Origin of the sequence: Pseudoxanthomonas sp. 3HH-4, assembly GCF_006716465.1 — a bacterium.
Classification (GTDB): domain Bacteria; phylum Pseudomonadota; class Gammaproteobacteria; order Xanthomonadales; family Xanthomonadaceae; genus Pseudoxanthomonas_A.
This window is the reverse complement of sequence record NZ_VFPB01000001.1, coordinates 1,399,098-1,420,249: the sequence shown is the minus strand read 5'-3', so window position 1 is coordinate 1,420,249 and position 21,152 is coordinate 1,399,098. Positions and strand designations below refer to the sequence as shown.

The window sequence follows — 21,152 nt, the reverse complement described above, 5'->3', positions numbered from 1 at the left end:
CACGCCGCTCGCCAGGACATTGCCCATGCCCGAAACCATCTACGACGCCCTGCACGAAAGCCATGAAACGCAGCGCTCGCTGTGCCGCCGCCTGCTGCGTTCGAAGCCCGGCACGCGCGAGCGGCTGGACCTGTTCACCGCGCTGCGCATCGAACTGGCGGCGCACGCAGCCGCCGAAGAGCGGTTCCTCTACGTCCCGATCCTGATGGACGACCGCGGCCTGAATTCCTCGCGCCACGCCCTGCACGAGCACCACGAGATCGATGAACTGGTCGAAGACATCCAGTCGCTGGATCCCCGCTACGCCGCCTGGCTGAAGAAAGTCCGCGAACTGTCGGAGAAGGTGCACCACCATCTGCGCGAGGAGGAGAAGAAGTTCTTCCAGGTCTCCGGCAAGATTCTCAGCGCCACGAAGAAGGCGCAGCTCGCGCGCCAGTACCGCCGCGACCATGCGCGCATGCGACAGGAACTGGCGGCGGACTGAATCCGCGACGGCGGACCGGCGGCGCGGTAGGCTGCCGGCATGGATTCCCTGATCTCCGCCGCCGGGCGCGCCCTCTCGTCCGGCGATGTCCTGGGCGCACTGAACCATGTCGGCTGGCGGGACGATCCGCCCGCCCTGGCCCTGCGCGGCATCGCGATGGCGCAGCTCGGCGACTACCCGCGCGCACGCGATCTGCTGCGGCGTGCCGCACGCGGTTTCGGCATGCGCGAACCGGTGTCGCGCGCACGCTGCGTGGTCGCCGAAGCAGAGGTCGCACTGGCCCTGCGCGACTTCGGCAATGCGCCACGCGCGCTCGATGACGCCGCCCGCACGCTCGCCGCCCGCGGCGACCATGCCAATGCCACGCACGCGAGCCTGATCGCCGTCCGCCGCCACCTGCTGCTGGGCCGTCTCGACGCGGCTGCCACCTCGCTCGCAACACTTGGCGTGGACGTGGGTGCGCCCGCGCACCAGGCGCTGGCTGCGCTTGCGCGTGCGGAGATCGCACTGCGTTCGTTGCGCCTGCGCGACGCCCGCCAAGCGTTGGCGCGGGCAGGCGCCGCCGCCGCGCAGGCCGGCATTCCCGCGCTGGCCGCCGAAATCGCGGGCGTTTCCAACATCCTGCACCGGCCCGCCGCCCGCCTCCTGCAGGGCGGCCACGAGCAACCGGTGACGCTGGACGACGTGGACGCGTTGCTGGCCAGCGGCACGCTGGTCGTCGACGCCGTGCGCCATGGCCTGCGGGAGGCCGATGCGACGCTGCCGCTCGCACGACGCCCTGTGCTGTTCGCCCTGTTGCGCGCGCTCGCGCTCGGCTGGCCTGGCGACGTGGACCGCAATGCACTGATCGCGCGCGTGTTCCGGACACGCGATCCGGACGAGACGCACCGCGTGCGCCTGCGTGTGGAAATCGGACGCCTGCGTCGCCTCATCGCACCGCTGGCCGACATCACCGCCAGCGACCGCGGCTTCCTGCTGGTGCCGCACCGCGCAGGCGCCGTCGCCGTACTGGCGCCTCCGCTGGATGGCGAACAGGCGTCCCTGCAGGGCCTGCTGGCAGACGGCATGGCGTGGTCCACCTCGGCACTGGCGCTCGCCACCGGCATGGGTCAGCGCTCGGTGCAGCGCGCGCTCGTTGCACTGGAAAGCGCCGGCCACGCGCGTTCGGTGGGCCGTGCCCGCGCACAACGCTGGCTGGCGCCGCCGCTGTCTGGATTCACGACCATCTTGTTACTCCCTGCCGTGTTGCCGGCTGCGTAGAGTGGCCACACACCCAGCGCATCCGGAGTTCCGCATGAACGACACTGCATCCACCCCCCACCATGCCGCCCCGGCACGCACGGCGGAAATCGTGCGCGAATACGGACCGTTCGAGGGTGCGCCCAGCATCCATGGCGTGACCCACGACGGCCACCATGTCTGGGCCGCTACCAGCGAACGCATCCTGGCCATCGAACCCGCCAGCGGCGACGTCGTCCGCAGCATCGACCGCCCCGGCGACGCCGGTACCGCCTTCGACGGCACGCACCTCTATCAGCTCGCAGAAGCCCGCATCGACAAGATCGACCCGGCCACCGGCGCCGTGGTGGCGTCGATTCCCGCGCCGGGCGCGGGCCGCGACTCGGGCATGGCCTGGGCCGAAGGCAGCCTGTGGGTGGGCCAGTACCGCGATCGCTGCATCCACCAGATCGATCCGGAGACCGGCACCATCCTTCGCACCCTCGCCTCCGATCGCTTCGTCACCGGCGTTTCCTGGGTCGACGGCGACCTGTGGCACGCCACCTGGGATGGCGACGACAGCGACCTGCGCCGCATCGACCCGCGCGACGGGCGCGTGCTGGAACGCCTCGACATGCCGGCGGGCGCGCACATCAGCGGCCTGGAATCGGACGGCGCCGACCTGTTCTATTGCGGCGGCGGCCCCAGCGGAAAGCTCCGCGCCGTACGCCGACCCTCGCGCACCGCCTGACACACCCGCCGCATCGCGCGGCACCGCCCGCACCCTCTTCCTCGATGCTCCCGCGGCATCGGCAAGGCCGACGCACGCCTGCGCCTCCCACCGCCAGCCGCCACGACCGGAATCCCGCCATGGACATGCTTGCCCACGACACGCCCACCATCGTCACCCGCGACGCATGGCGCACCGCCCGCCTCGCGCTTCTGGCACACGAGAAGGAACTCACCCGCCTGCATGATCAGATCGCACGCGAACGCCGCGCCCTGCCATGGGTGCGCGTTGAAACACCCTACACGTTCGACACGCCGCAAGGCGCGCGCACGCTGGCCGACCTGTTCGATGGCCGCCGCCAGCTGATGGTGCAGCACTTCATGTTCGCCCCCGGCTGGGAACAGGGTTGCAAGAGCTGCTCCTTCATGGCCGACCATCATGCAGGCGCCCTCGTGCACCTCGCCCAGCGCGACCTGACGCTGGTCGCCGTCTCGCGCGCGCCGCTGGCCGATATCGACGCATTCCGCCAGCGCATGGGCTGGAATTTTCCGTGGGTGTCTTCGTACGGCACCTCGTTCAACCACGACTTCGGCGTCAACTTCAGCCACGATGAAATGTCGCGCGGCGCGGTGGACTACAACTACACGCGGCAACCATTTCCGCATGAGGAAGCCCCCGGCATCAGTGTGTTCGTGCGCGACGATGCCGGCCAGGTCTTCCACACCTATTCGCGCTACGGCCGCGGCGTGGAAGCGATGATGCACACCTACGCGCTGCTGGACTTCACTCCGCACGGGCGCAATGAAGACGCCGAGGCCTATCCGATGGCCTGGGTGCGCCATCACGACCGCTACGATGCGGCTCCGGTCGTCGCGGCCGACGGATGCTGCGCGGCGAAGCCCTGAAGCCACGCCATCATGTCGCTGCCCGACGCCTGGTGGCCGTGGCTCGTCGTCGCTGGTCTCGGCGCGCTGCACGGCTTGAGCCCGGCGAACGGCTGGCTGTTTGCTGCGGCACAAGCAACCCGCAGCGGCGATGCGCGCGACGTGCGGCGCGCCTTGTTGCCCATCGGCGCCGGACATGCGCTGTCGGTGGCGCTCGTCGTGGTGCTGGTGATGGAGGGCGTGTGGCTGGCGCCGCAGCGTATGCAGATCGTGGCAGGCGGATGTCTGCTCGCGCTCGCGGCGTGGCGACTGGTACGGCGTGCACGCATCACAACCTCCCCCACATCGCAGGTCGTCCGCCGATCACACGTGGACCTGGCCGTCTGGTCCTGCCTGACGGGCACAGCACACGGCAGCGGCTTCATGCTGGTGCCCGCACTGGTCCCGCTGTGCATGGCGGAAGCGCCTGCGCGCGCGATCACCGCCACCGGGTCGCTGTTGCTGATGTTGGTGGCTGTCAGCCTGCACCTGCTGGCCATGCTCGCGACCATCCAGCTCTTCGCCGCCGGCGTCTGCCGCGGCGCGTGGTGGCATCGCGCATGCGCGTCCGACACGGCGTGGGCCGGGGCCTTGGCACTGACCGGCGCGATAATGATCGCGCAGCGCTGAAACGCTACGCGTTCTTTACGCACCCGGCGCCGAAACGCATGGAGCCGTTACGCGGCACGGACCTATCGTGGTCCCACCGCACGCGATGTGCGCCACGACCCGCTCCATGTCCATCCTGATCCTGCGCGGCCCCCATGCCGCTCGCCCCGATACTTCCTCCCTCGACCGTCCGCTGCGCGAGCGCGCGCACGCGGCTGGCCAGGCACTGCACTGCCGCGTCTTCGCGACCCTGCGTGGCCTCCTCGCCGGCCTGCGCCGCGCGCGCGCCGAGCGTGCCGACATGCTGCTGCTTGATGTCGGCGACCTGACACTGCCGGATGCAGCGCAGACGCGAGCCCTGCGCGATGCGTTGGATACGCTGCCCTCGCCCTATATCGAGTTGCACGACGATGCCGCGCACGCGCTGGAACCGCGCCTACAGCCCCGGCACGCACCGCTGGTCACCGTGATCCTGCGCAACGATCTTCCGCGCGCGTACGCAATGGCGCTGGACATCGCGCTGCGCCGCACTGGCCGCACCTACGTGGCGGGGCCCCTCCATGCCTGAGCCGGAGCCTCTCATGTCCATCCTCGTAATCCGTGGCCCCGAGCGCCACGACAACCTCGCCTTGCCAGCGCGTCCTCTGCCGCCGTCGGTACTCGGCGCGCTGGCGCAGCGGGCCGGCTGTGCCGGCCAGACGCTGGCCGTGCGCAGTTGCGGCTCCATCACGGACGTGCTGACCGCGCTGCGCCTGGCCAACGAATGGAGTGTGCGCGCCACGCTGCTCGACCCCGGTGCGCTCACCGACCATCCGCTGCTGCAGCGTGCCGTGCAGGGCCTCGCCCATCCGTACGTGGAAGTGCATGACGACCTCGACGAAGGCACCCTGCCCGCCGCCACCGGCCGTCGTCTAGCGGTGGTCGACGGCTACGGCGCGCGCAGCTACGCCCTGGCGTTGGAGATCGCGCTGGAACAGCTTGGCTACGCGGAATGCGAGTGCGATGTGCACGTCGGCACCTGACGCGGACGACGCCACGAAGACCAACCATTATTTCGCCGACTACGAGGTCTACGACGCCGGCCAATGCATCGCCTGGGGCCAGGTGACGCTCGCATCCACGACACCGGGCACGGTCGTGCAGGCACTGCGCATGCTTGCGGCTGCACAGCAGGGGGTGGCCGTCGGCGCGATCCGTCTGCGCGGCGTCAGCCGCCTCTGATGGCAGGCGCATGTCACTGAACCGTCATCCTCATCGCGTACCTTGCCGCCCTTTCCGACGGGGCGAAACGGGACCTTGGCCGAACACGCTCTCCGCGCACTCACCCGCGTGTTCACCGACCAGGCACCGGCGCTGCGTGGGTTCTTCGCCCGGCGCGGCGCCAACGACGAAGCCGAAGACCTGGTGCAGGAAACCTACCTGCGCCTGTTGCGTGCGCACCAGGGCCAGGGCGAGCAGATCGCCAACCCCGAGGCCTACCTGTTCACCGTCGCGCTCAACCTGGCGCGCGAACAGGCCGCGCGCCGGCAGCGCACGCCCGTGCCGATGGAAGATGTCGAGCAGGTGGCGGCCCTGGTCACCCACGCGGAAGGCGTGGAAGACGCGACCGAGCGCGCCCAGCGCCGGCAGCACATGCAGGCCCTGCTCGCGACCCTGCCCGCGCGCACGCGCGCCGTCCTCGTCATGCAGTACCGCGACGGTCTGACCTACCGCCAGATCGGTGAGCGTCTGGGCGTGTCGCCGCACATGGTCAAGAAACACGTGGTGCGCGGACTGGCCGTCTGCCGCCGCGCGATGGGGACCACGTGATGGCCACGCCCCTGTTCCCGCCCGGCGCGTCCGCCGCCACCCGCGACGCCGCGCACTGGCACGTGATGCAGCGCGAGGGCGCGCTGAGCCCGGACGACCAGCAGCGTTTCATGGCATGGCTGGTGGCCTCGCCCGTGCACCTGCGCGAGTACCTGGCCATCGCCCGCGTCGCCGCCGAGATCGGCGATGCCGTGCGCGGGCTGCCGGCGGACTCCGCTCTGCCGGACGAGCGCGACAATGTCGTGCCGCTGCCCCTGCGCCCGGCGCGCCCCCTCGTCGCGCGCACACCGCCGCGGCGTCTACCGCGCATCGCGACCGCGGCGGCCCTGCTGCTCGGCATCGGCATCGCAGTGCACGTGGCACTGCCGTCGACGCGCCACTACGTCGCCGGGCAGGGCGCGCCGCGCGTGGTCACGCTGGAAGACGGCACGGTGATGCACCTCAATGCGGAAAGCGACGTCACCGTGACGGTCGGCCTGTTGCGTCGGCGCATCGAACTGGCGCGCGGCCAGGCGAGTTTCGTGGTCGCCGCGGATCGCCGCCCGTTCACCGTGCGGACGGTCGGGCTGGAGGTGCGCGACATCGGCACCACCTTCGACGTGTCGCTGCAGCGCGACCAGGCGCGCTTCGGCGTGGCCGAGGGGCGCATCCACGTGGTCGACCGCGCGGGCAAGGGGCGCCTGCTCGCCGATCTCGCCGCCGGGCAGTCCGCGCGCGTGGCCTATGCCGACCACCACGTCAGTGTGGTGCAGGAAGATGTCGCGGCCATGACGGCATGGTGGCAACGGCGCGTCGTGTTCCGTGACGAACCGCTGCGCGACATCGCCGACCGCTTCAATCGCATGAACACCGTGCGGCTGCACGTGGACGACAGCGAAGCCGGCGCGCTGCGCCTGACCGGCAACCTGCGCGCCGACGATCTCGCCTCGCTGCGCGCCTTCCTCGACGAACAACCCACGCTCGCGGTGAGCGCAGATGCGCGCGAAATCCGCGTGCGTTCGCGCCGCGCGCCCGTGCACGGACCGTGGTGATCCCGGCGCTGTAAGAAAAAATTCACGGAGAAAACGGTGCCCGATCGCCGCCGTGCACCCTCGTAGTGGAGGTGCGTGCGAGGGATCGCGCGCCACCACCCCACTCCACCCGGACACCACGATGCGCCGAATCCTCGCCCTTTCCATCGCCCTTGCCCTGCAGGCTGCGACCGCCAACGTCGCTGCCCAGCAGGCGACCGTCGCGACCGACGCCATTCCGCCGCAATCGCTCGACAGTGCGCTCAATGCGCTCTCGCGCCAGACCGGCCTGCAGTTCGTCTACACCGCGCAGGCTGGCAATCCACGCACGCGCGCCGTTCCCGCCGGCCTGTCTTCGGACCAGGCACTGGCGCAGTTGCTGCAGGGCACCGGCCTGCGCTACCGCTACCTCAACACCAGCACCGTCACCATCGAAGCTGACACCCCCGCGACGCCCGTCCCGTCGTCCACGCCCACGCCATCGCCGGCCGACGCGGCCACCGCGCCGACGCCGCGCGCGCAGACGGTGGATGCGCAGGACCTGGAAAGCGTCACCGTGGTCGGCAGCTACAGCCGAAGCCTGGAACAGGCCGTCGACATCAAGCGTTACAACGTGGGCTTCTCCGATTCCATCGTCGCCACCGACGTGGCGGACTTTCCCGAGCAGAACCTGGCCGAAGCGCTGCAACGCATGCCCGGCGTGACCATCGAGCGCAACAAGGGCATGGGCAGCAAGGTCAACGTGCGCGGCCTGCCTTCCGAATACACCCACGTCTCCATCAACGACCTGGCCACCGCCTCCGGCAGCGGCGGGCGCGATGTCGAATTCGACCTGTTCGCCTCTGAGATCATCCAGCAGGTCACCGTGCAGAAGTCGCCGACCGCCGCCGACGAGGAAGGTGGCATCGCCGGTTCGGTGAAGATCTCCACCGCGCGGCCGTTCGACTACAGCGACCGCAAGCTGGTGTTCTCCGCCGAAGGCGCGCACAACTCGATCTCCGAAGAGACCGATCCCAAGTTCGCCTTCCTGGCCAGCGACACCTGGGGCGACTGGGGCGCGCTGGTCTCCTTCGCGCATGCGCAGCGCACCAACCGCACTGACTCCACTTCGGGCATCAATTTCCGCCCGCTGTCGCGCTTCCTCGGCGCCTCCGGTACCCGTGGTTCGCAGGCCGAAGCCGTGGTCGAGCGCGACACCGGCTGGACCATCGACAACCGCGCCGATACCACAGAAAGCAACCTGATCATCTTCCAGGACAAGGTCGGCGACCGCCTCTACCTCAACGATCAGGAGAAGTGGGGCGCCACCGCCTCGTTGCAGTACCGGCCCAGCAGCACCTTCAGCCTGACGTTCGACGCGATGGTGGGTGGCTACGACACGACCGAAGACGAATACGACGCCGCCGCCTACTCCGCCTCCAGCCGCAGCACACTGGAGACCATCCACGAGTACGACGACACCACCCTGTCCGAGTACGGCATGCTGGTGCTGCGCGACGTGTCCTATACCGCCACCCAGCATGAGTTCCTCAGCAAGGAGCGCATCAACAAGACCGACTACGGCCAGTACAGCCTGGCGCTGGACTGGAACAACGAGCTCTGGGACGTGGAAGCGATGACCGGCTACTCCGGTGCGGAGAAGATGCTGGACTATTCCAACCTGAAGCACGTCGCCTATGCGCCGTCGCGCACGCGCTGGACCGGCCGCGGCGGCGAGACCATCCCCAGCGCCAGTTCCGCCGGCTTCGACATGTACGCCTCGCCCGAGCGCTACCTGTTCGAGGCGTATGAAACCACGCTGGAGAAGATCGACGACGACAAGTACGCCGCCAAGCTCGACGTCACCCGCAAGCTCGACCTGCCGTTCCTGCCTGCGCTGCGCAGCGTGCAGTTCGGCGGCCGCTACACCGACCGCAGCAAGGAGCGCCAGTACGGCGAACTCAAGATCACCGGTCCGGGCCCCGGCGACACGTCGTGGGTCAACACACGCACGCTCGCCGACAGCCCGCTGCAGTGGATCGGCGACATCGTCCCCGGCGGTGCCTACAGCGTGAAGGACCTCGACTGGCAGCAGGTGTCCAACGACTTCGCCCGCGGCTATTTCCGCTACCCCGGTTTCTCTACGCCGTTCGACGACGCACAGTACTACCGCGTGGACGAAGAGGTCGCCGCGCTGTACGCGATGACCAACTTCGACTTCACCCTCGGTCGTGTGCCGGTCACGGTGAACGCGGGCGCGCGCTACGTCGACACCTCGGTGGTGTCGTTCGGCTACCATCCTGTGCAGAATCCGGACGGCAGCACCGGCTATACCGACACGCCGGTGTCGAGCGACGGCGGCTACACCGACGTACTGCCCAGCTTCAACCTGACCGCCGAACTCGCCGACGGCCTGCTGCTGCGCGCCGCCGGCTCCGAGACGCTGATCCGTCCGGCACTGACCGACGTGGCCTACAAACGCACCGCCAGCTGGAGCTCGTTCCGCTTCACCGACGGCAACCCGGACCTGAAGCCCACCTACGCCAAACAGTGGGAAATCGGCCTGGAGAAGTACCTGGACAACGGCGGCCTGCTGGCGGCGTCGTACTTCCGCAAGAAGATCGACGGCGTGGTGGTGAACGCGCTGACCGGCGTGGTCGAGGACGTGGCCGTCTACAACGCCAACGGCACGCTCAACGGCTACTACGACTTCGACGTGTACCAGCCGGTGAACGCCAACGGCTCGTACGACGTGGACGGCATCGAGCTGATCGCCAACCTCCCGCTGTCCGCGCTGCACGCATCCCTCGACGGCTTCGGCATCAACGCGAACTACACGATGCTGGACAGCTCGCTGGCCGGCGAATCCGACCTGGGCATCCGCACGCCGATGCCGGGCCTGGCAGAGAAGACCTGGAACCTGACCGCCTACTACGAGAACCAGCATTTCGATGCGCGCGTGTCGTACAACCACAAGGACGAGTACGTGGAGTCGATCGGCTACAACATGTACCCGATCTGGCGCGACGCCTATGGCCAGCTGGACGTATCGATCGGCTACCGCATCAGCGACCACCTGAAGCTGAGCCTGAAGGGCATCAACCTGACGGACGAAGTAACCAGCGGCTACACCATGGACCCGTCGTTCCCGACGATGTACGAGAAGTCGGGCCGCCGCATCAGCCTGGGCCTGCGCGCGGACTTCTGAGTACCTGCGCGCCGCCGGCGGATGCCCGCGGCGCGCTTCTTCTTCCCGCGATACCGTCGTGCACCGCGGCGGCATCCTGCTTCGCGAGGACTTCGATGCGCTTCCTCTTCCTGCCGGCCTTGTCGGCCCTCCTCCTTTCCGCCTGCGCCACCGATCCCCACGCCGGTCGCAGTTGGCAAGCCGGTGACCACCACGTGCACAGCGAATGGAGCGTGGACTGGGATCGCAGCACCTCCCCACCCACACCCATCCGCGGTGGCGATTCGCCGTACACGCGCAGCCGCAACGCCCGGCAGGGGCAGACGTTCGGCCTCACCTGGATGGTGCACACCGACCATGGCGGCCCCGGCCACTCTGCTGTAACCCGCGACCACGCCTGGCCCGCGCTGGAACAGGCGCGCCGCGACGTGCCCGCGCTGATCCAGTTCAACGGCATGGAGTTCGACGTGCCGGCCGCGGAACACGCCTCGCTGATCATCGCTCCAGGCCCGCGCGAGCGCGATGAACTGGTCGAGATCGAACGCCGCTTCAGCCGCAACGAACCGGTGGACGGCGTGCAGCGCGACGACACGCAGACCATGCTCGATGCGCTGGCGCACATGCGCACCCTGCCCGCACCGCCGCTGCTGTTCGTCAACCACCCTTCGCGCACCGCCACCGGCGTGGGCCAGTGGGGCGAGGTGGAACCGGCCGAACTGCGCGCCTGGCACGACACTGCGCCGCAGGTCCTGGTGGGCATGGAAGGCGCGCCCGGCCACCAGGCCACGCGCACCGAGCGCGGCCTGTACCGCAACGCCGCCGCGCCGACGTTCGGCGGCTTCGACCAGATGACCACGCAGGTGGGCGGCGTGTGGGACACCTTGCTCGCGGAGGGCCGCCGCTTCTGGATCACCGCCACGTCCGATTCGCACCACAACCTGCGCGACGGCGGACGCGATTACGATCCGGGCGAATACAGCAAGACCTACGTATGGGCACGGCGCGATGCCGGCGACATCCTCGACGGCCTGCGCCAGGGCCGTATGTTCGCCGTCACCGGCGACCTGATCGATGCACTGGAACTGACGGTGCGCGGCACCGACGGCACTGCACACGTCGCAACCCTGGGCGACACGCTCGCGCTCCCGGCGGGCACCACGATGCACATCGAGCTGCGCGTGCGGCAACCGGCAGTCCCGAATGCCCATGGCAAACGCCCCCTGCTGGCGCAGATGGAGCTGATCGTCGGCACGCCCGGCGACGACGGCATCCCGGTGATGCAGACGCGTCGTTGGGGCGCGGACACGTGGCGTTGCGACGGCGACTGGCTCATCGTCACCTGGGAGGTGCCGGTGCCTGCTCGCGGCGCATTCCTGCGCGCGCGTGGCAGCAGCACGCACGAGGCGACGCCGCAGGCGGATGTGCCCGGCGAGGATCCATGGCAGGACCTGTGGTTCTATTCCAACCCTGTCTTCATCGACGTCACTGGCACCTCGTCGCAGACAGCCACGCACTGATGCGCAAGACAGCACGCGTTCACGCCGCGGTGTGAACCGGCCCGCACTTCAGGCCGGTTCGGCCCTGCGCGTTGACATGGTCTTTGCGAACCGCGCGCGACACTGCACGCGTGGTCGATGCCGCAGCAGCGGTCTGCCGGATCCGGTGAAACAGCCACGGCGACCACGCGGGTACCGTTGTGCGAAGCCCTAGCTTCGCCCAGCTTGGCTGCAAGTGCGTCCCCGTCAAAGGATCGCTGGCGCGGTGCCCTCTTCCTGATGCAGGACATTCGCACTCACCGCCGAAGTTTCCTTCTCCCCGCAAAGCAGGGAGAAGGTGGCCGAAGGCTGGATGAGGGGCAAGCGCGATGCGTGACTCCTGCCTACTCGCATCTTCGATGTCGGTGGCACCGTGCACAGCTCACTGCTACCGGCTTCGTCGCCCCTCACCCGCCTTCGGCACCCTCTCCCCGCGCTGCAGGGAGAGGGATGCAGGTCGGCAGTGCACGAACGTCCGTTGGTGCTGCGCTTGAGTCGTGCCGTGCCTCAATCGTGCTGTGCTCGGCATACCCGGCAACGCGGAGCCGGCGCAGCCATGCGCACTGCATCGCGAAGTCCCTTCTCCCCCGCATTGCGGGGAGAAGGTGGCCGAAGGCCGGATGAGGGGCGAGCGCGATGCGTCCGGCACAGCCACCGCGCCCATCGCCACCACCGTCACAGCCAGCAGGCCTGCGGCGCGCAGGGGTGTCAGCGCGGGGGCACTGCCTTCGCAATGGCGGCGCGCGCGCAGTACGCGACGGCGGCCGGCATCAGGTGAGGCGCGCCTCATACGTTGGGCGGCAACGGCATGCGCACGCGCGGCGTGACATCGGTGGGCGCGGCCAGCGATTGCAGTTGACAGAACGTGGCGTCGTAGGCAGCCACCTCCTCCTGGTACTGGCACAGCGCACGGAATGGGCTGCGTGCGGACAATGCCTGTGCGGTCGCACGCAGGCGTTCGCCGTCGGGATGGGTCTGTACCAGCGCCGCCACCCACACGGTGAGCGCTTCGAGTTGGCCGGTGGTACGGGCGTCGCTGGTTTCCAGGCGGTCCAGCAGGTTGTGCAGATGGGTTTGCGAATACAACAACATGAGGCATGACATCCGGTGAGTGATCACCGCAGCCTGGCCCCTGTTCCAGCGCGTTGGTTTTCCCTGTTCACGGGCGTCACAACGCGCGCCGGCCAAACCGGTGCGGCCGGAGTCAGGCGCCGTTGGGGAAGGCGTGACTTCCGGCCTATCGATGCCCCCCGGATCAAGCAGGATGGGTACGCAGGTCCACGTCGGCCACCTTGTCCTGGTAGTCCTCTTTCGGGTCCACGCCGAACAGCAGCTTCACGCCAGCCAGCAGGCTCTGCTCGTTGAGCCATATCTCCGCATGCTCGGCATCGAAGCGCAGCAGCGCCAGCTTGGGATCATCCTTGCCGCCCTCGTACCATGCGGCGACGAAGGGATTCCACAAACGATCGATCACCGCTCGATCATCGTCGCGAACCACCATGCCTTGCAGGCTGGCGAACACATCGTGTCCCATCGACGCGAACGTGGCCAATGCCCGCTGCGAGGATCGCGTGCGCTGGGCAAGCTGGTTGTCGGTGGCGGTGAAGATCCACAGCGGACCACGGCCTTCATGTTCCAGCAGCGCGGTCATCGGCCGCGTATGGCCCGCCTCCGCGCCATCGAGCCCCAGCATCAAGGTGCGATCGGATTTGATTGCTTTCCAGAGCTTCTTTTCCAGTTCTTCAGGGGTATGCATGTCGCGACTCCTCTTGTCTCGTTGCCCGCAACGTAAGACCGCCTGTGTGGTGCGCCCGTCAAGATCACACCCCATCCGTCAGCCCGCCGTCATGTTTGTGGCGGGGGCGTCACGCACAGCGCACTGGGGGATGAACGCGCAACCTGGATTTCACATGTCGTTCGCCACGGGCCGCGCAGGCTCGCATGGCGATACCCACCAAGGAGATTCGCCATGAACACCCCTCGCCTCCTGCTGTCGCTGGGCCTGATGTCGGTGATATCGGCCGCTGCGGCGCAGACGTATGGTCCGGAAGACGAAGGCCGCCGTTTCAGCGACGGCAGCAAGGTCGTCTGCAAGAACGTGGAAGTGCAAAAGAACGGCAAAGACCCCAATCGCGTGGCGGGCACCGCCATCGGCGCGGTCGTGGGCGGTCTGCTGGGTAATCAGGTCGGCAGCGGCAGCGGCAAGAAAGTCGCCACTGTCGGCGGCGCAGTGGCCGGCGGCGCCATCGGTCGCAAGGTGCAGGGCAACAGCCAGGAAGACAAGGGCGACCGCATCGTCGAGCGCCGCTGCGAGCGCGTATACCGCTGAGCGCACCTGCTTCCGGAAAGGTGCCGACCGGCGCCCGCGGTGACGAGGCCGCGGGCGCTTTTCTGTCTCTCATCCGGGCACGGGCGTGCGGAGAGTACGTCTCGCCGCATGGTGGGTTTGAAGCAGCTGCTTTCTTCGCGGCGCCATTCCCCGGCCAGTGCGAGGCTGGCGCCAGGAGCCGTCAGGACACCAGTTGCAAGCGCAGTTCCTTGGGCAGGGCGAAGACCATGTTCTCAGGCTCGCCTGCGAGTTCGCTGATGCCGCCCGCGCCCAGGTCGCGCAGGCGCTGGATGACGCCTTCGATCAGCACATCGGGCGCGGACGCACCGGCGGTCACGCCGACGCGCTGCTTGCCCTCGACCCAGCGCGGATCGATCTCATGCGCGCCATCGATCAGGTATGACTCCACGCCATCACGTTCGGCCAACTCGCGCAGGCGGTTGGAGTTGGAGCTGTTGGGCGAACCCACGACCAGCACAAGGTCGCATTCCTTGGCCAAGTCGCGCACGGCGTCCTGGCGGTTCTGGGTGGCGTAGCAGATGTCGTCGTTCTTCGGGCCCTGGATGGCCGGGAACCGCGCCTGCAGCGCCTGGATGATGCCGACCGTGTCGTCCACCGACAGCGTGGTCTGGGTGGTGTAGAACAGGTTTTCAGGTTGGCTCACGTCCAGCGTGGCCACCTGCTCGATGTCTTCAACCAGGTAGATGTGGCCATCGCCGCCCTCGCGGCTCCACTGGCCCATCGTGCCTTCCACCTCGGGGTGGCCGGCGTGGCCGATCAGCACCACGTCGCGACCGCCACGGCAATGACGCGCCACTTCAAGGTGCACCTTGGTGACCAGCGGGCAGGTAGCGTCGAATACCTTCAGGCCACGGTTTTCAGCCTCGTTGCGCACGGCCTTGGACACGCCATGCGCACTGAAGATGACAGTGGCGCCGTCGGGCACTTCGTCGAGCTCTTCCACGAAGATCGCGCCGCGCTGCTTGAGGTCATCGACGACGAAGCGGTTGTGCACCACTTCATGCCGCACGTAGATAGGCGCGCCCAGCGTTTCGATGGCGCGCTTGACGATCTCGATGGCGCGGTCGACACCGGCACAGAAACCACGGGGATTGGCGAGCAGGACGTCCATAAGACCGATATTACCGAGGGCTGGGAAATGAAAAGGTAAATCTGTTGCCGGCACCGATCCCGCATGGCACCTGCGCCCCTCGCCCGCCTGCGGGAGAGGGGAACGAGGTGAGAGCAGACCACCGCGACGCGTTTCGTAGGGTGGGCCTTGGCCCACCGTGTTAATGCATCATCGCGCGGCGGGCCAGGGCCCGCCCTACGCGGTCTTCTTCTTGCCGTCGAACAGGCCGAACAGCGCAATGCCGATGGCCCCGCCCACCACCGCGCAATCGGCGATGTTGAACGCCGGCCAGTAATGCTCACGCCAGTGCCACTGTATGAAGTCGATCACGTGGCCGTGGATCTGGCGGTCGATGACATTGCCCAGCGCGCCACCGATGACCAGCGCGTACGGCAACGCCTGGCGCCAGTCGCCGCGCGCGGTACGCGACAGCCAGAAGCCCAGCAGGCTGCTGATGCCCACCGCCAGCACGGTGAAGAACCACAGCTGCCAGCCGCCGGCATCGGCCAGGAAGCTGAAGGCCGCGCCGGTGTTGTAGGTGCGGTACCAGTTCCAGAACCCATCGATCACCGGGATGGCGGTGTACTCCGGCAGCGAGGCCAGCACCCAGGCCTTGGACCACTGGTCGAGTGCGATGACGATGACCGACAGCAGCAGCCAGATGAGTGCGTTGGGTTTCGGCTTGGCGACCATCAGAACCACACCCTGTTCTCGCCGGCACCGTCGATGTTGTCGACGCAACGGCCACACAGTTCCGGATGCGCGGCGTGCTGGCCCACATCGGCACGGTAGTGCCAGCAGCGCACGCACTTGCTCTTGGTGGTCGGCGTGGCCAGCACGAAGACCTCATCGGCACTGACCTCGGAAATGGTGACGTCGCCGCTGATGAACAGGAAGCGCAGTTCATCGGCCAGCGGCTGCCACTTCGCTGCCTTGATCGCGCTCACCGACACCGTGATCTCGGCTTCCAGCGCGGCGCCGATCAGGCCGTTGGCGCGCATCGGCTCCAGCACCTTGGCGACCTGCTCGCGCAGCGCCAGCAGTTCGTCGAAGTCGACGGCATTCAATGCGGCGTCTTCCGGCAGCGGTACCAGGCCTTCGTACCAGGTGGCGAACAGTACGTTCCCCGTGCGCTCACCAGGCAAATAGCCCCACATCTCATCGGCGGTGAAGCTGAGCACCGGTGCCACCCAGCGCACGAAGGCCTCGGCGATGTGGAACATCGCGCTCTGCGCGCTACGCCGGCCGCGCGAGTCCTCGCGCATGGTGTACAGGCGGTCCTTGGTGACGTCCAGGTACAGCGAGCCCAGGTCGACGCTGCAGAAGTTCAGCAACGCCTGCACGATTTCGGCGAAGTCGTAACGGTCGTAGGCGGCTTTGATCTTCTCCTGCACCTCGAAGGCGCGGTGCACGATCCAGCGATCCAGCGCGACCATGTCGGCCGGGGTCACCAGATCGCGGGCGGGATCGAAGCCATTGAGGTTGCTGAGCAGGAAGCGCGCGGTGTTGCGCAGGCGCCGGTAGGCGTCGGCATTGCGCTTCAGGATCTCCTGCGACAGCGACATCTCATTGCTGTAGTCGGCGCTGGCGATCCACAGGCGCAGGATGTCCGCGCCGAGGGTCTTCATGATGTCCTGCGGCTCGATGCCGTTGCCCAGCGACTTGGACATCTTGCGGCCGTGCTCGTCCACGGTGAAGCCGTGGGTGAGGCACTGCTTGTACGGGGCTGCCTTGTCGATCGCCACGCCTGTGAGCAGCGAGGACTGGAACCAGCCGCGGTGCTGGTCGGAGCCTTCCAGGTAGAGGTCGGCCGGCTTGCCGATGCCGCGCTCCAGCAAGACCGCTTCGTGGGTGACGCCGGAGTCGAACCAGACATCGAGGATGTCGGTGATCCTGTCGTAGTCCTTCGCCTCGTCGCCCAGCAGTTCGGCGGCGTCCAGCGTGTACCAGACATCGACGCCACCCTGTTCGACCCTGTCGGCGACCGCGCGCATCAGCTCGACGCTGCGCGGGTGCGGCTCGCCGGTCTCGCGGTGCACGAACAGCGCGATCGGCACACCCCAGGTGCGCTGGCGCGAGATGGTCCAGTCCGGACGGCCGTCGATCATGCCGGCGATGCGGGCTTCGCCCCACTGCGGGAACCAGCCGACCTGCTTGATCGCCTCCAGCGCATCGGCTCGCAGATGGGCCTGTTCCATCGAGATGAACCACTGCGGCGTGGCACGGAACGCGATGGGCGTCTTGTGGCGCCAGCAGTGCGGATAGCTGTGTTCCATCTTGCTGAAGGCAAGCAGCGTGCCGTCCTGCTTCAGCACGTCGATGATGACGTCGTTGGCCTTCCAGATATGCAGTCCGGCCAGCTCCACGCCATGCGCGGCCGGCGTGGACGGCAGGTACACGCCGCGACCATCGACCGGGTTGAGCTGGGCGGCGGTGTACTTGTCCAGCAGGCCGTACTGCTTGCTGACCACATAGTCTTCCTGGCCGTGGCCAGGGGCGGTATGCACGGCGCCGGTACCGTCTTCGGCCGACACGTGGTCGCCCACCAGCACGGGAATGTCGCGCGTGTCGTAGAACGGGTGCGCGAACAGCAACCCTTCCAGCGCACTGCCTTTCACCCGCGCGTGCACGACCACGTCGTTGACGCCGTAGCGCTGCAGCGCGCGCGCGGCCAGCGCATCGGCCAGCACCAGCCAACGACGCTTGCCGTCGTGTGTGGGGCCTTCGACCAGGGCGTACTCCAGCTCGCCGCCGACGGAGATCGCCAGCGAGGCCGGCAGCGTCCACGGCGTGGTGGTCCAGATCGGCAAAGCGACCTCGACATCGGCCGGCACGTCGGCCCCGAACGCCTGCGCCACCGCCTGCGCATCGCGCGCGGCGTAGGCGACATCGACGGCGGGCGACACCTTGTCGGCGTATTCAATCTCCGCCTCGGCCAGCGCCGAGCCGCAATCGAAGCACCAGTGCACGGGCTTCACGCCGCGGGTCAGGTGGCCGTTGGCGACGATCTTCGCCAGCGCGCGGATCTCGTTGGCTTCGAAGCGAAAATCGAGCGTCTTGTACGGATTGTCCCAGTCGCCGATCACGCCCAGGCGCTTGAAGTCCTTGCGCTGGATGTCGATCTGGGACTCGGCGTATTCGCGGCACTTCTGCCGGAACTCGACCGCATCGAGCTTCACGCCGACCTTGCCGTACTTCTTCTCGATGGCGATCTCGATCGGCAGGCCGTGGCAGTCCCAGCCGGGGATGTACGGCGCATCGAAGCCGGCGAGGTAGCGCGACTTGACGATGATGTCCTTCAGGATCTTGTTGACGGCATGGCCCAGGTGGATCGCGCCGTTGGCGTACGGCGGGCCGTCGTGCAGCACGAACAGCGGGCGGCCCTTGGCGTTGTCGCGCAACTGCGCGTACAGGCCCTGGCTTTCCCAGCGGGCCAGCGTGTCGGGCTCGCGCTTGGGCAGGTCGCCGCGCATCGGGAAATCCGTGGCAGGCAGATGGAGGGTCGCTTTGTAGTCCTGGCTCACGCCGTCGCTCGTCGTTGATGTTCGGAAAGGATCCCGCGCGCGTCGTCCGCATCGCGATGCATCTGCACGGTGAGGCTGGGCAGATCGGGGAATTTGAGTTCGTCGCGCAGCTTGGCGACGAATTCGACTTCGATATGGCGCCCGTAGAGGTCGCCGGTGAAATCGAACAGGTGGGCTTCCAGCAACGGCTCCACGCCGTCCACTGTCGGCCGCGTGCCGAAGCTGGACACCGACGGCCAGGGCTTGTCGCCAACGCCGTGTACCCAGGTGGCGTAAATGCCGGACAAGGCCGGCGTCTTCGGAAAGCGCAGGTTGGCGGTGGGAAACCCGAGCGTGCGGCCTAGCTGCTTGCCGCGCACGACACGGCCGCCGATCGCGTACGCCCGGCCCAGCAAGCGGGTGGCGGTGGTGAAGTCGCCGCTCTTCAGCGCTTCACGGATGCGAGTGCTGGAGACGCGGTCGCCCTGGGCGTGAACGGGCTCGATCTCGCCGGCGCTGAAACCCAGTTCACTACCCATCGCCTGCAGGAGGGCGAGATCGCCACCGCGACGGTGGCCGAAACGGAACTCCGGGCCGATCCATACTTCGCGTGCCGCCAGGCGACCGACCAGCAGCGTGCGGACGAAGTCTTCGGCCGACATGGCCGAGAGTTTCGCGTCGAAACGCAGCAGGCCGACGTGGTCGGCGCCCAGATCCAGCAGGCCCTCCACCTTGGCCCGGGCCAGGGTCAGCCGCGGCGGCGGCGGGTTGTCCCGGGCAAAGAACTCGCGTGGCAGCGGCTCGAAAGTGACCACCACGGCCGGCACACCCAGGGTGCGGGCACGCGCAACGGCATGCCGCACCAGCGCGCGATGGCCCGAGTGCAGGCCATCGAAGGCGCCGATGCAGACCACGCTACCGTGCGGGCACAGAGACCCGCCATCGACGTCACGGAACAGCCTGCTCATGGATTCCTGTCAGAACGGATGCGCCCGATGGCGGATCCGGGATATTGCAAGACCTTGAAGTATAGCCGCCTGCGTCAACCTCAATGCCCACGCAGGTCACGCGGGCGGATGCCCTGCAGCCAAAGCAGGCCGCCGTAAAGTGCGCCGCCTACGCCGACCGTCACCGCCAATCGCCACCCACGCTCCCACCAGGCCCAGGCCGACCAGTCCGGCCAGGCCAGTCGGAAGGCCAACACCACGAGCGTCATGGCGAGCGTCGCCACGCCGATCTGACGCAGGAAGCGCCCCCACCCCGGCTGGCGGCGATAGACACCGGCCTTCCGTAGCAGCCAGGCCAGCTGCAGGGCATTGACCCAGCCGGCGATGGCGATGGCCAGTGCCAGCAGAGCATGGGCACCCGGGATCGTGGCCAGCGCCTGCGTCCAGCTGCCACCTGCCGCCTGCAGCGCGGCCTGGCCCGTCGGCGTGGCGTACAGCAGCCCCGCAAACAGGCCGATCGTGCACAGGGCGTTCGTCAATACGGCCACGACGGCCGCCTTCACCGGCGTGCGGGTGTCCTGGCGTGAGTAGAACGCCGGCGCCAGCACCTTCACCAGCAGGAATGCAGGCACGGCCGTGGACTGCGCGATCAGGCTCCAGCTGCTCATGCGCGCGTCTTCCACGGTAAAGCTGCGGTACTGGAACAAGGTCGACATCAGCGGCTCAGCGCACAGGATCAGGCCCGCGCAAGCCGGCAGACCGATCATCAGGCAGAGTCTGAAACCCCAGTCGAGACCCTTCGAGTAACCGTCGGGGTCGGTGGCGGCGTGCCGGCTGGACAGGTGCGGCAGGATCACGGTGCCGATGGCGACCCCGAACATGCCCAGCGGGAACTCCAGCAGACGGTCGCTGTAGTAAAGCCAGGTGATGCTGCTGCCGATCAGGTACGACGCCGCCATGGTGTTGAAGAGCAGGTTGAACTGCACCACGGACGAGCCGAAGAGCGTGGGCACCATCAGGGTCAGGATCTTGCGGACCCCGGCATGGGCGACATCCAGCCTGGGGCGTGGCAGCAGGCCCAGCTTCGCCAATGCCGGCAACTGGAAACAGAGTTGCAGAATGCCGGCGACGAACACGCCCCACGCCAGCGCCTTGACGGAATTCCCCATCAGCGGTGCCAGTCCCAGCGCCGCGGCGATCATCGCCAGGTTCAGCAGCACCGGAGACAGCGCCGGAATGGCGAACTTCTGGTAGCTGTTGAGGATGCTGCCCACCAGCGAGGCCAGCGAGATGAAGAGGGCATACGGGAAGGTGATGCGCAGCATTTCGATGAACAGCGCATGTTTCTCGCTGCCCACCTCGAAGCCGGGCGCGATGACTCGTGCCAGCCAAGGCGCGGTCAGCAACACCACCGCCGTGACGACCAGCAGGGCCGCCAGCAGGGCGCCGGTCACGCGGTCGACCAGGCCCTTGACCGCGTCCTGCCCGTGTTTTTCCTTGTACTCGGCCAGCACCGGCACGAAGGCCATCGAGAACGAGCCCTCGGCCGACAGGCGCCGCATGAAATTAGGGATGCGGAACGCGGCGATGAACACGTCCATGGCCGGGTTCGCGCCGAAGACAATGGCATAGATCTGGTCCCGGACCAGCCCGGACACCCTGGACAGGAAGGTCATTGAGCTGAAGATGGCGGTGGAACGCAGGAGCCGGTTGCCGCTCATTGCCCCCCCTTTTCCCGGGGACGACCCAGGTTGACG

General features: G+C 67.8%; 20 protein-coding genes. 13 read left to right on the top strand and 7 right to left on the bottom strand.

What is annotated here, in order from left to right:
- Positions 1–25 precede the first annotated feature (25 nt).
- The 12 genes from FB548_RS06450 to FB548_RS06395 all read left to right on the top strand — a co-directional run bounded on the left by FB548_RS06450 (position 26) and on the right by FB548_RS06395 (position 11,466).
- Positions 26–484, top strand: coding sequence for a hemerythrin domain-containing protein (locus FB548_RS06450; RefSeq protein WP_142123878.1), 459 nt, complete (start codon positions 26–28; stop codon positions 482–484).
- A gap of 39 nt (positions 485–523) precedes the next feature.
- Positions 524–1,744, top strand: coding sequence for a helix-turn-helix domain-containing protein (locus FB548_RS06445; RefSeq protein WP_142123877.1), 1,221 nt, complete (start codon positions 524–526; stop codon positions 1,742–1,744).
- A gap of 34 nt (positions 1,745–1,778) precedes the next feature.
- The gene (locus FB548_RS06440; protein ID WP_142123876.1) at positions 1,779–2,453 is read left to right on the top strand and encodes a PQQ-binding-like beta-propeller repeat protein; all 675 of its coding nucleotides are present in this window, start codon (positions 1,779–1,781) and stop codon (positions 2,451–2,453) included.
- A 119-nt stretch (positions 2,454–2,572) separates the two neighbouring features.
- Positions 2,573–3,337, top strand: a complete 765-nt coding sequence (locus FB548_RS06435; RefSeq protein WP_255470325.1) for a thioredoxin family protein — start codon at positions 2,573–2,575, stop codon at positions 3,335–3,337.
- A gap of 12 nt (positions 3,338–3,349) precedes the next feature.
- Positions 3,350–3,985 carry a hypothetical protein gene (locus tag FB548_RS06430; RefSeq protein WP_142123875.1) on the top strand — a complete coding sequence of 212 codons (636 nt, stop codon included), beginning with the start codon at positions 3,350–3,352 and terminating at the stop codon, positions 3,983–3,985.
- A 106-nt stretch (positions 3,986–4,091) separates the two neighbouring features.
- A complete protein-coding gene (locus tag FB548_RS06425; protein WP_142123874.1) occupies positions 4,092–4,532 on the top strand; it encodes a hypothetical protein in 441 nt (146 codons plus the stop codon).
- A gap of 13 nt (positions 4,533–4,545) precedes the next feature.
- A complete protein-coding gene (locus FB548_RS06420; protein ID WP_142123873.1) occupies positions 4,546–4,986 on the top strand; it encodes a 3-dehydroquinate dehydratase in 441 nt (146 codons plus the stop codon).
- Positions 4,967–5,185, top strand: a complete 219-nt coding sequence (locus FB548_RS06415) for a hypothetical protein (RefSeq protein ID WP_142123872.1) — start codon at positions 4,967–4,969, stop codon at positions 5,183–5,185. The genes FB548_RS06420 and FB548_RS06415 overlap by 20 nt, the downstream gene beginning before the upstream one ends.
- 75 nt (positions 5,186–5,260) lie before the next feature.
- Positions 5,261–5,773 (top strand): sigma-70 family RNA polymerase sigma factor, encoded by a 513-nt coding sequence (locus FB548_RS06410; RefSeq protein ID WP_142123871.1) that lies wholly within the window; start codon positions 5,261–5,263, stop codon positions 5,771–5,773.
- A complete protein-coding gene (locus tag FB548_RS06405; RefSeq protein ID WP_142123870.1) occupies positions 5,773–6,804 on the top strand; it encodes a FecR domain-containing protein in 1,032 nt (343 codons plus the stop codon). Before FB548_RS06410 ends, FB548_RS06405 begins: the two co-directional genes overlap by 1 nt.
- 121 nt (positions 6,805–6,925) lie before the next feature.
- Positions 6,926–9,970, top strand: a complete 3,045-nt coding sequence (locus tag FB548_RS06400) for a TonB-dependent receptor (RefSeq protein WP_142123869.1) — start codon at positions 6,926–6,928, stop codon at positions 9,968–9,970.
- A gap of 95 nt (positions 9,971–10,065) precedes the next feature.
- Entirely contained in the window at positions 10,066–11,466 is a 1,401-nt protein-coding gene (locus tag FB548_RS06395) for a hypothetical protein (RefSeq protein WP_142123868.1), read from the top strand.
- An 804-nt stretch (positions 11,467–12,270) separates the two neighbouring features.
- Here the strand turns inward: FB548_RS06395 and FB548_RS06390 are convergent.
- Both FB548_RS06390 and FB548_RS06385 read right to left on the bottom strand, forming a co-directional pair.
- Positions 12,271–12,576, bottom strand: coding sequence for a hypothetical protein (locus tag FB548_RS06390; RefSeq protein ID WP_221625915.1), 306 nt, complete (start codon positions 12,574–12,576; stop codon positions 12,271–12,273).
- A 163-nt stretch (positions 12,577–12,739) separates the two neighbouring features.
- Positions 12,740–13,240 (bottom strand): pyridoxamine 5'-phosphate oxidase family protein, encoded by a 501-nt coding sequence (locus FB548_RS06385; protein WP_142123866.1) that lies wholly within the window; start codon positions 13,238–13,240, stop codon positions 12,740–12,742.
- A 213-nt stretch (positions 13,241–13,453) separates the two neighbouring features.
- Between FB548_RS06385 and FB548_RS06380 the strand changes: the two genes are divergently transcribed.
- Entirely contained in the window at positions 13,454–13,813 is a 360-nt protein-coding gene (locus tag FB548_RS06380; protein WP_142123865.1) for a glycine zipper 2TM domain-containing protein, read from the top strand.
- Between the two features lie 181 nt (positions 13,814–13,994).
- Here the strand turns inward: FB548_RS06380 and ispH are convergent, their stop codons facing one another.
- The 5 genes from ispH to murJ form a co-directional block, all read right to left on the bottom strand.
- Positions 13,995–14,945 carry a 4-hydroxy-3-methylbut-2-enyl diphosphate reductase gene (gene ispH / locus FB548_RS06375; protein WP_142123864.1) on the bottom strand — a complete coding sequence of 317 codons (951 nt, stop codon included), beginning with the start codon at positions 14,943–14,945 and terminating at the stop codon, positions 13,995–13,997.
- Positions 14,946–15,140: 195 nt separating this feature from the next.
- The gene (gene lspA / locus FB548_RS06370) at positions 15,141–15,638 is read right to left on the bottom strand and encodes a signal peptidase II (protein WP_142123863.1); all 498 of its coding nucleotides are present in this window, start codon (positions 15,636–15,638) and stop codon (positions 15,141–15,143) included.
- The gene (gene ileS, locus FB548_RS06365; RefSeq protein ID WP_142123862.1) at positions 15,638–18,469 is read right to left on the bottom strand and encodes an isoleucine--tRNA ligase; all 2,832 of its coding nucleotides are present in this window, start codon (positions 18,467–18,469) and stop codon (positions 15,638–15,640) included. Before ileS ends, lspA begins: the two co-directional genes overlap by 1 nt.
- Positions 18,466–19,416: a bifunctional riboflavin kinase/FAD synthetase gene (locus tag FB548_RS06360; RefSeq protein WP_142123861.1), complete on the bottom strand. Its 951-nt coding sequence runs from the start codon at positions 19,414–19,416 to the stop codon at positions 18,466–18,468. The genes ileS and FB548_RS06360 overlap by 4 nt, the downstream gene beginning before the upstream one ends.
- Positions 19,417–19,496: 80 nt before the next feature.
- On the bottom strand, positions 19,497–21,116 hold the full coding sequence (murJ, locus tag FB548_RS06355) for a murein biosynthesis integral membrane protein MurJ (RefSeq protein WP_142123860.1): 1,620 nt from the start codon (positions 21,114–21,116) through the stop codon (positions 19,497–19,499).
- Positions 21,117–21,152 lie beyond the last annotated feature (36 nt).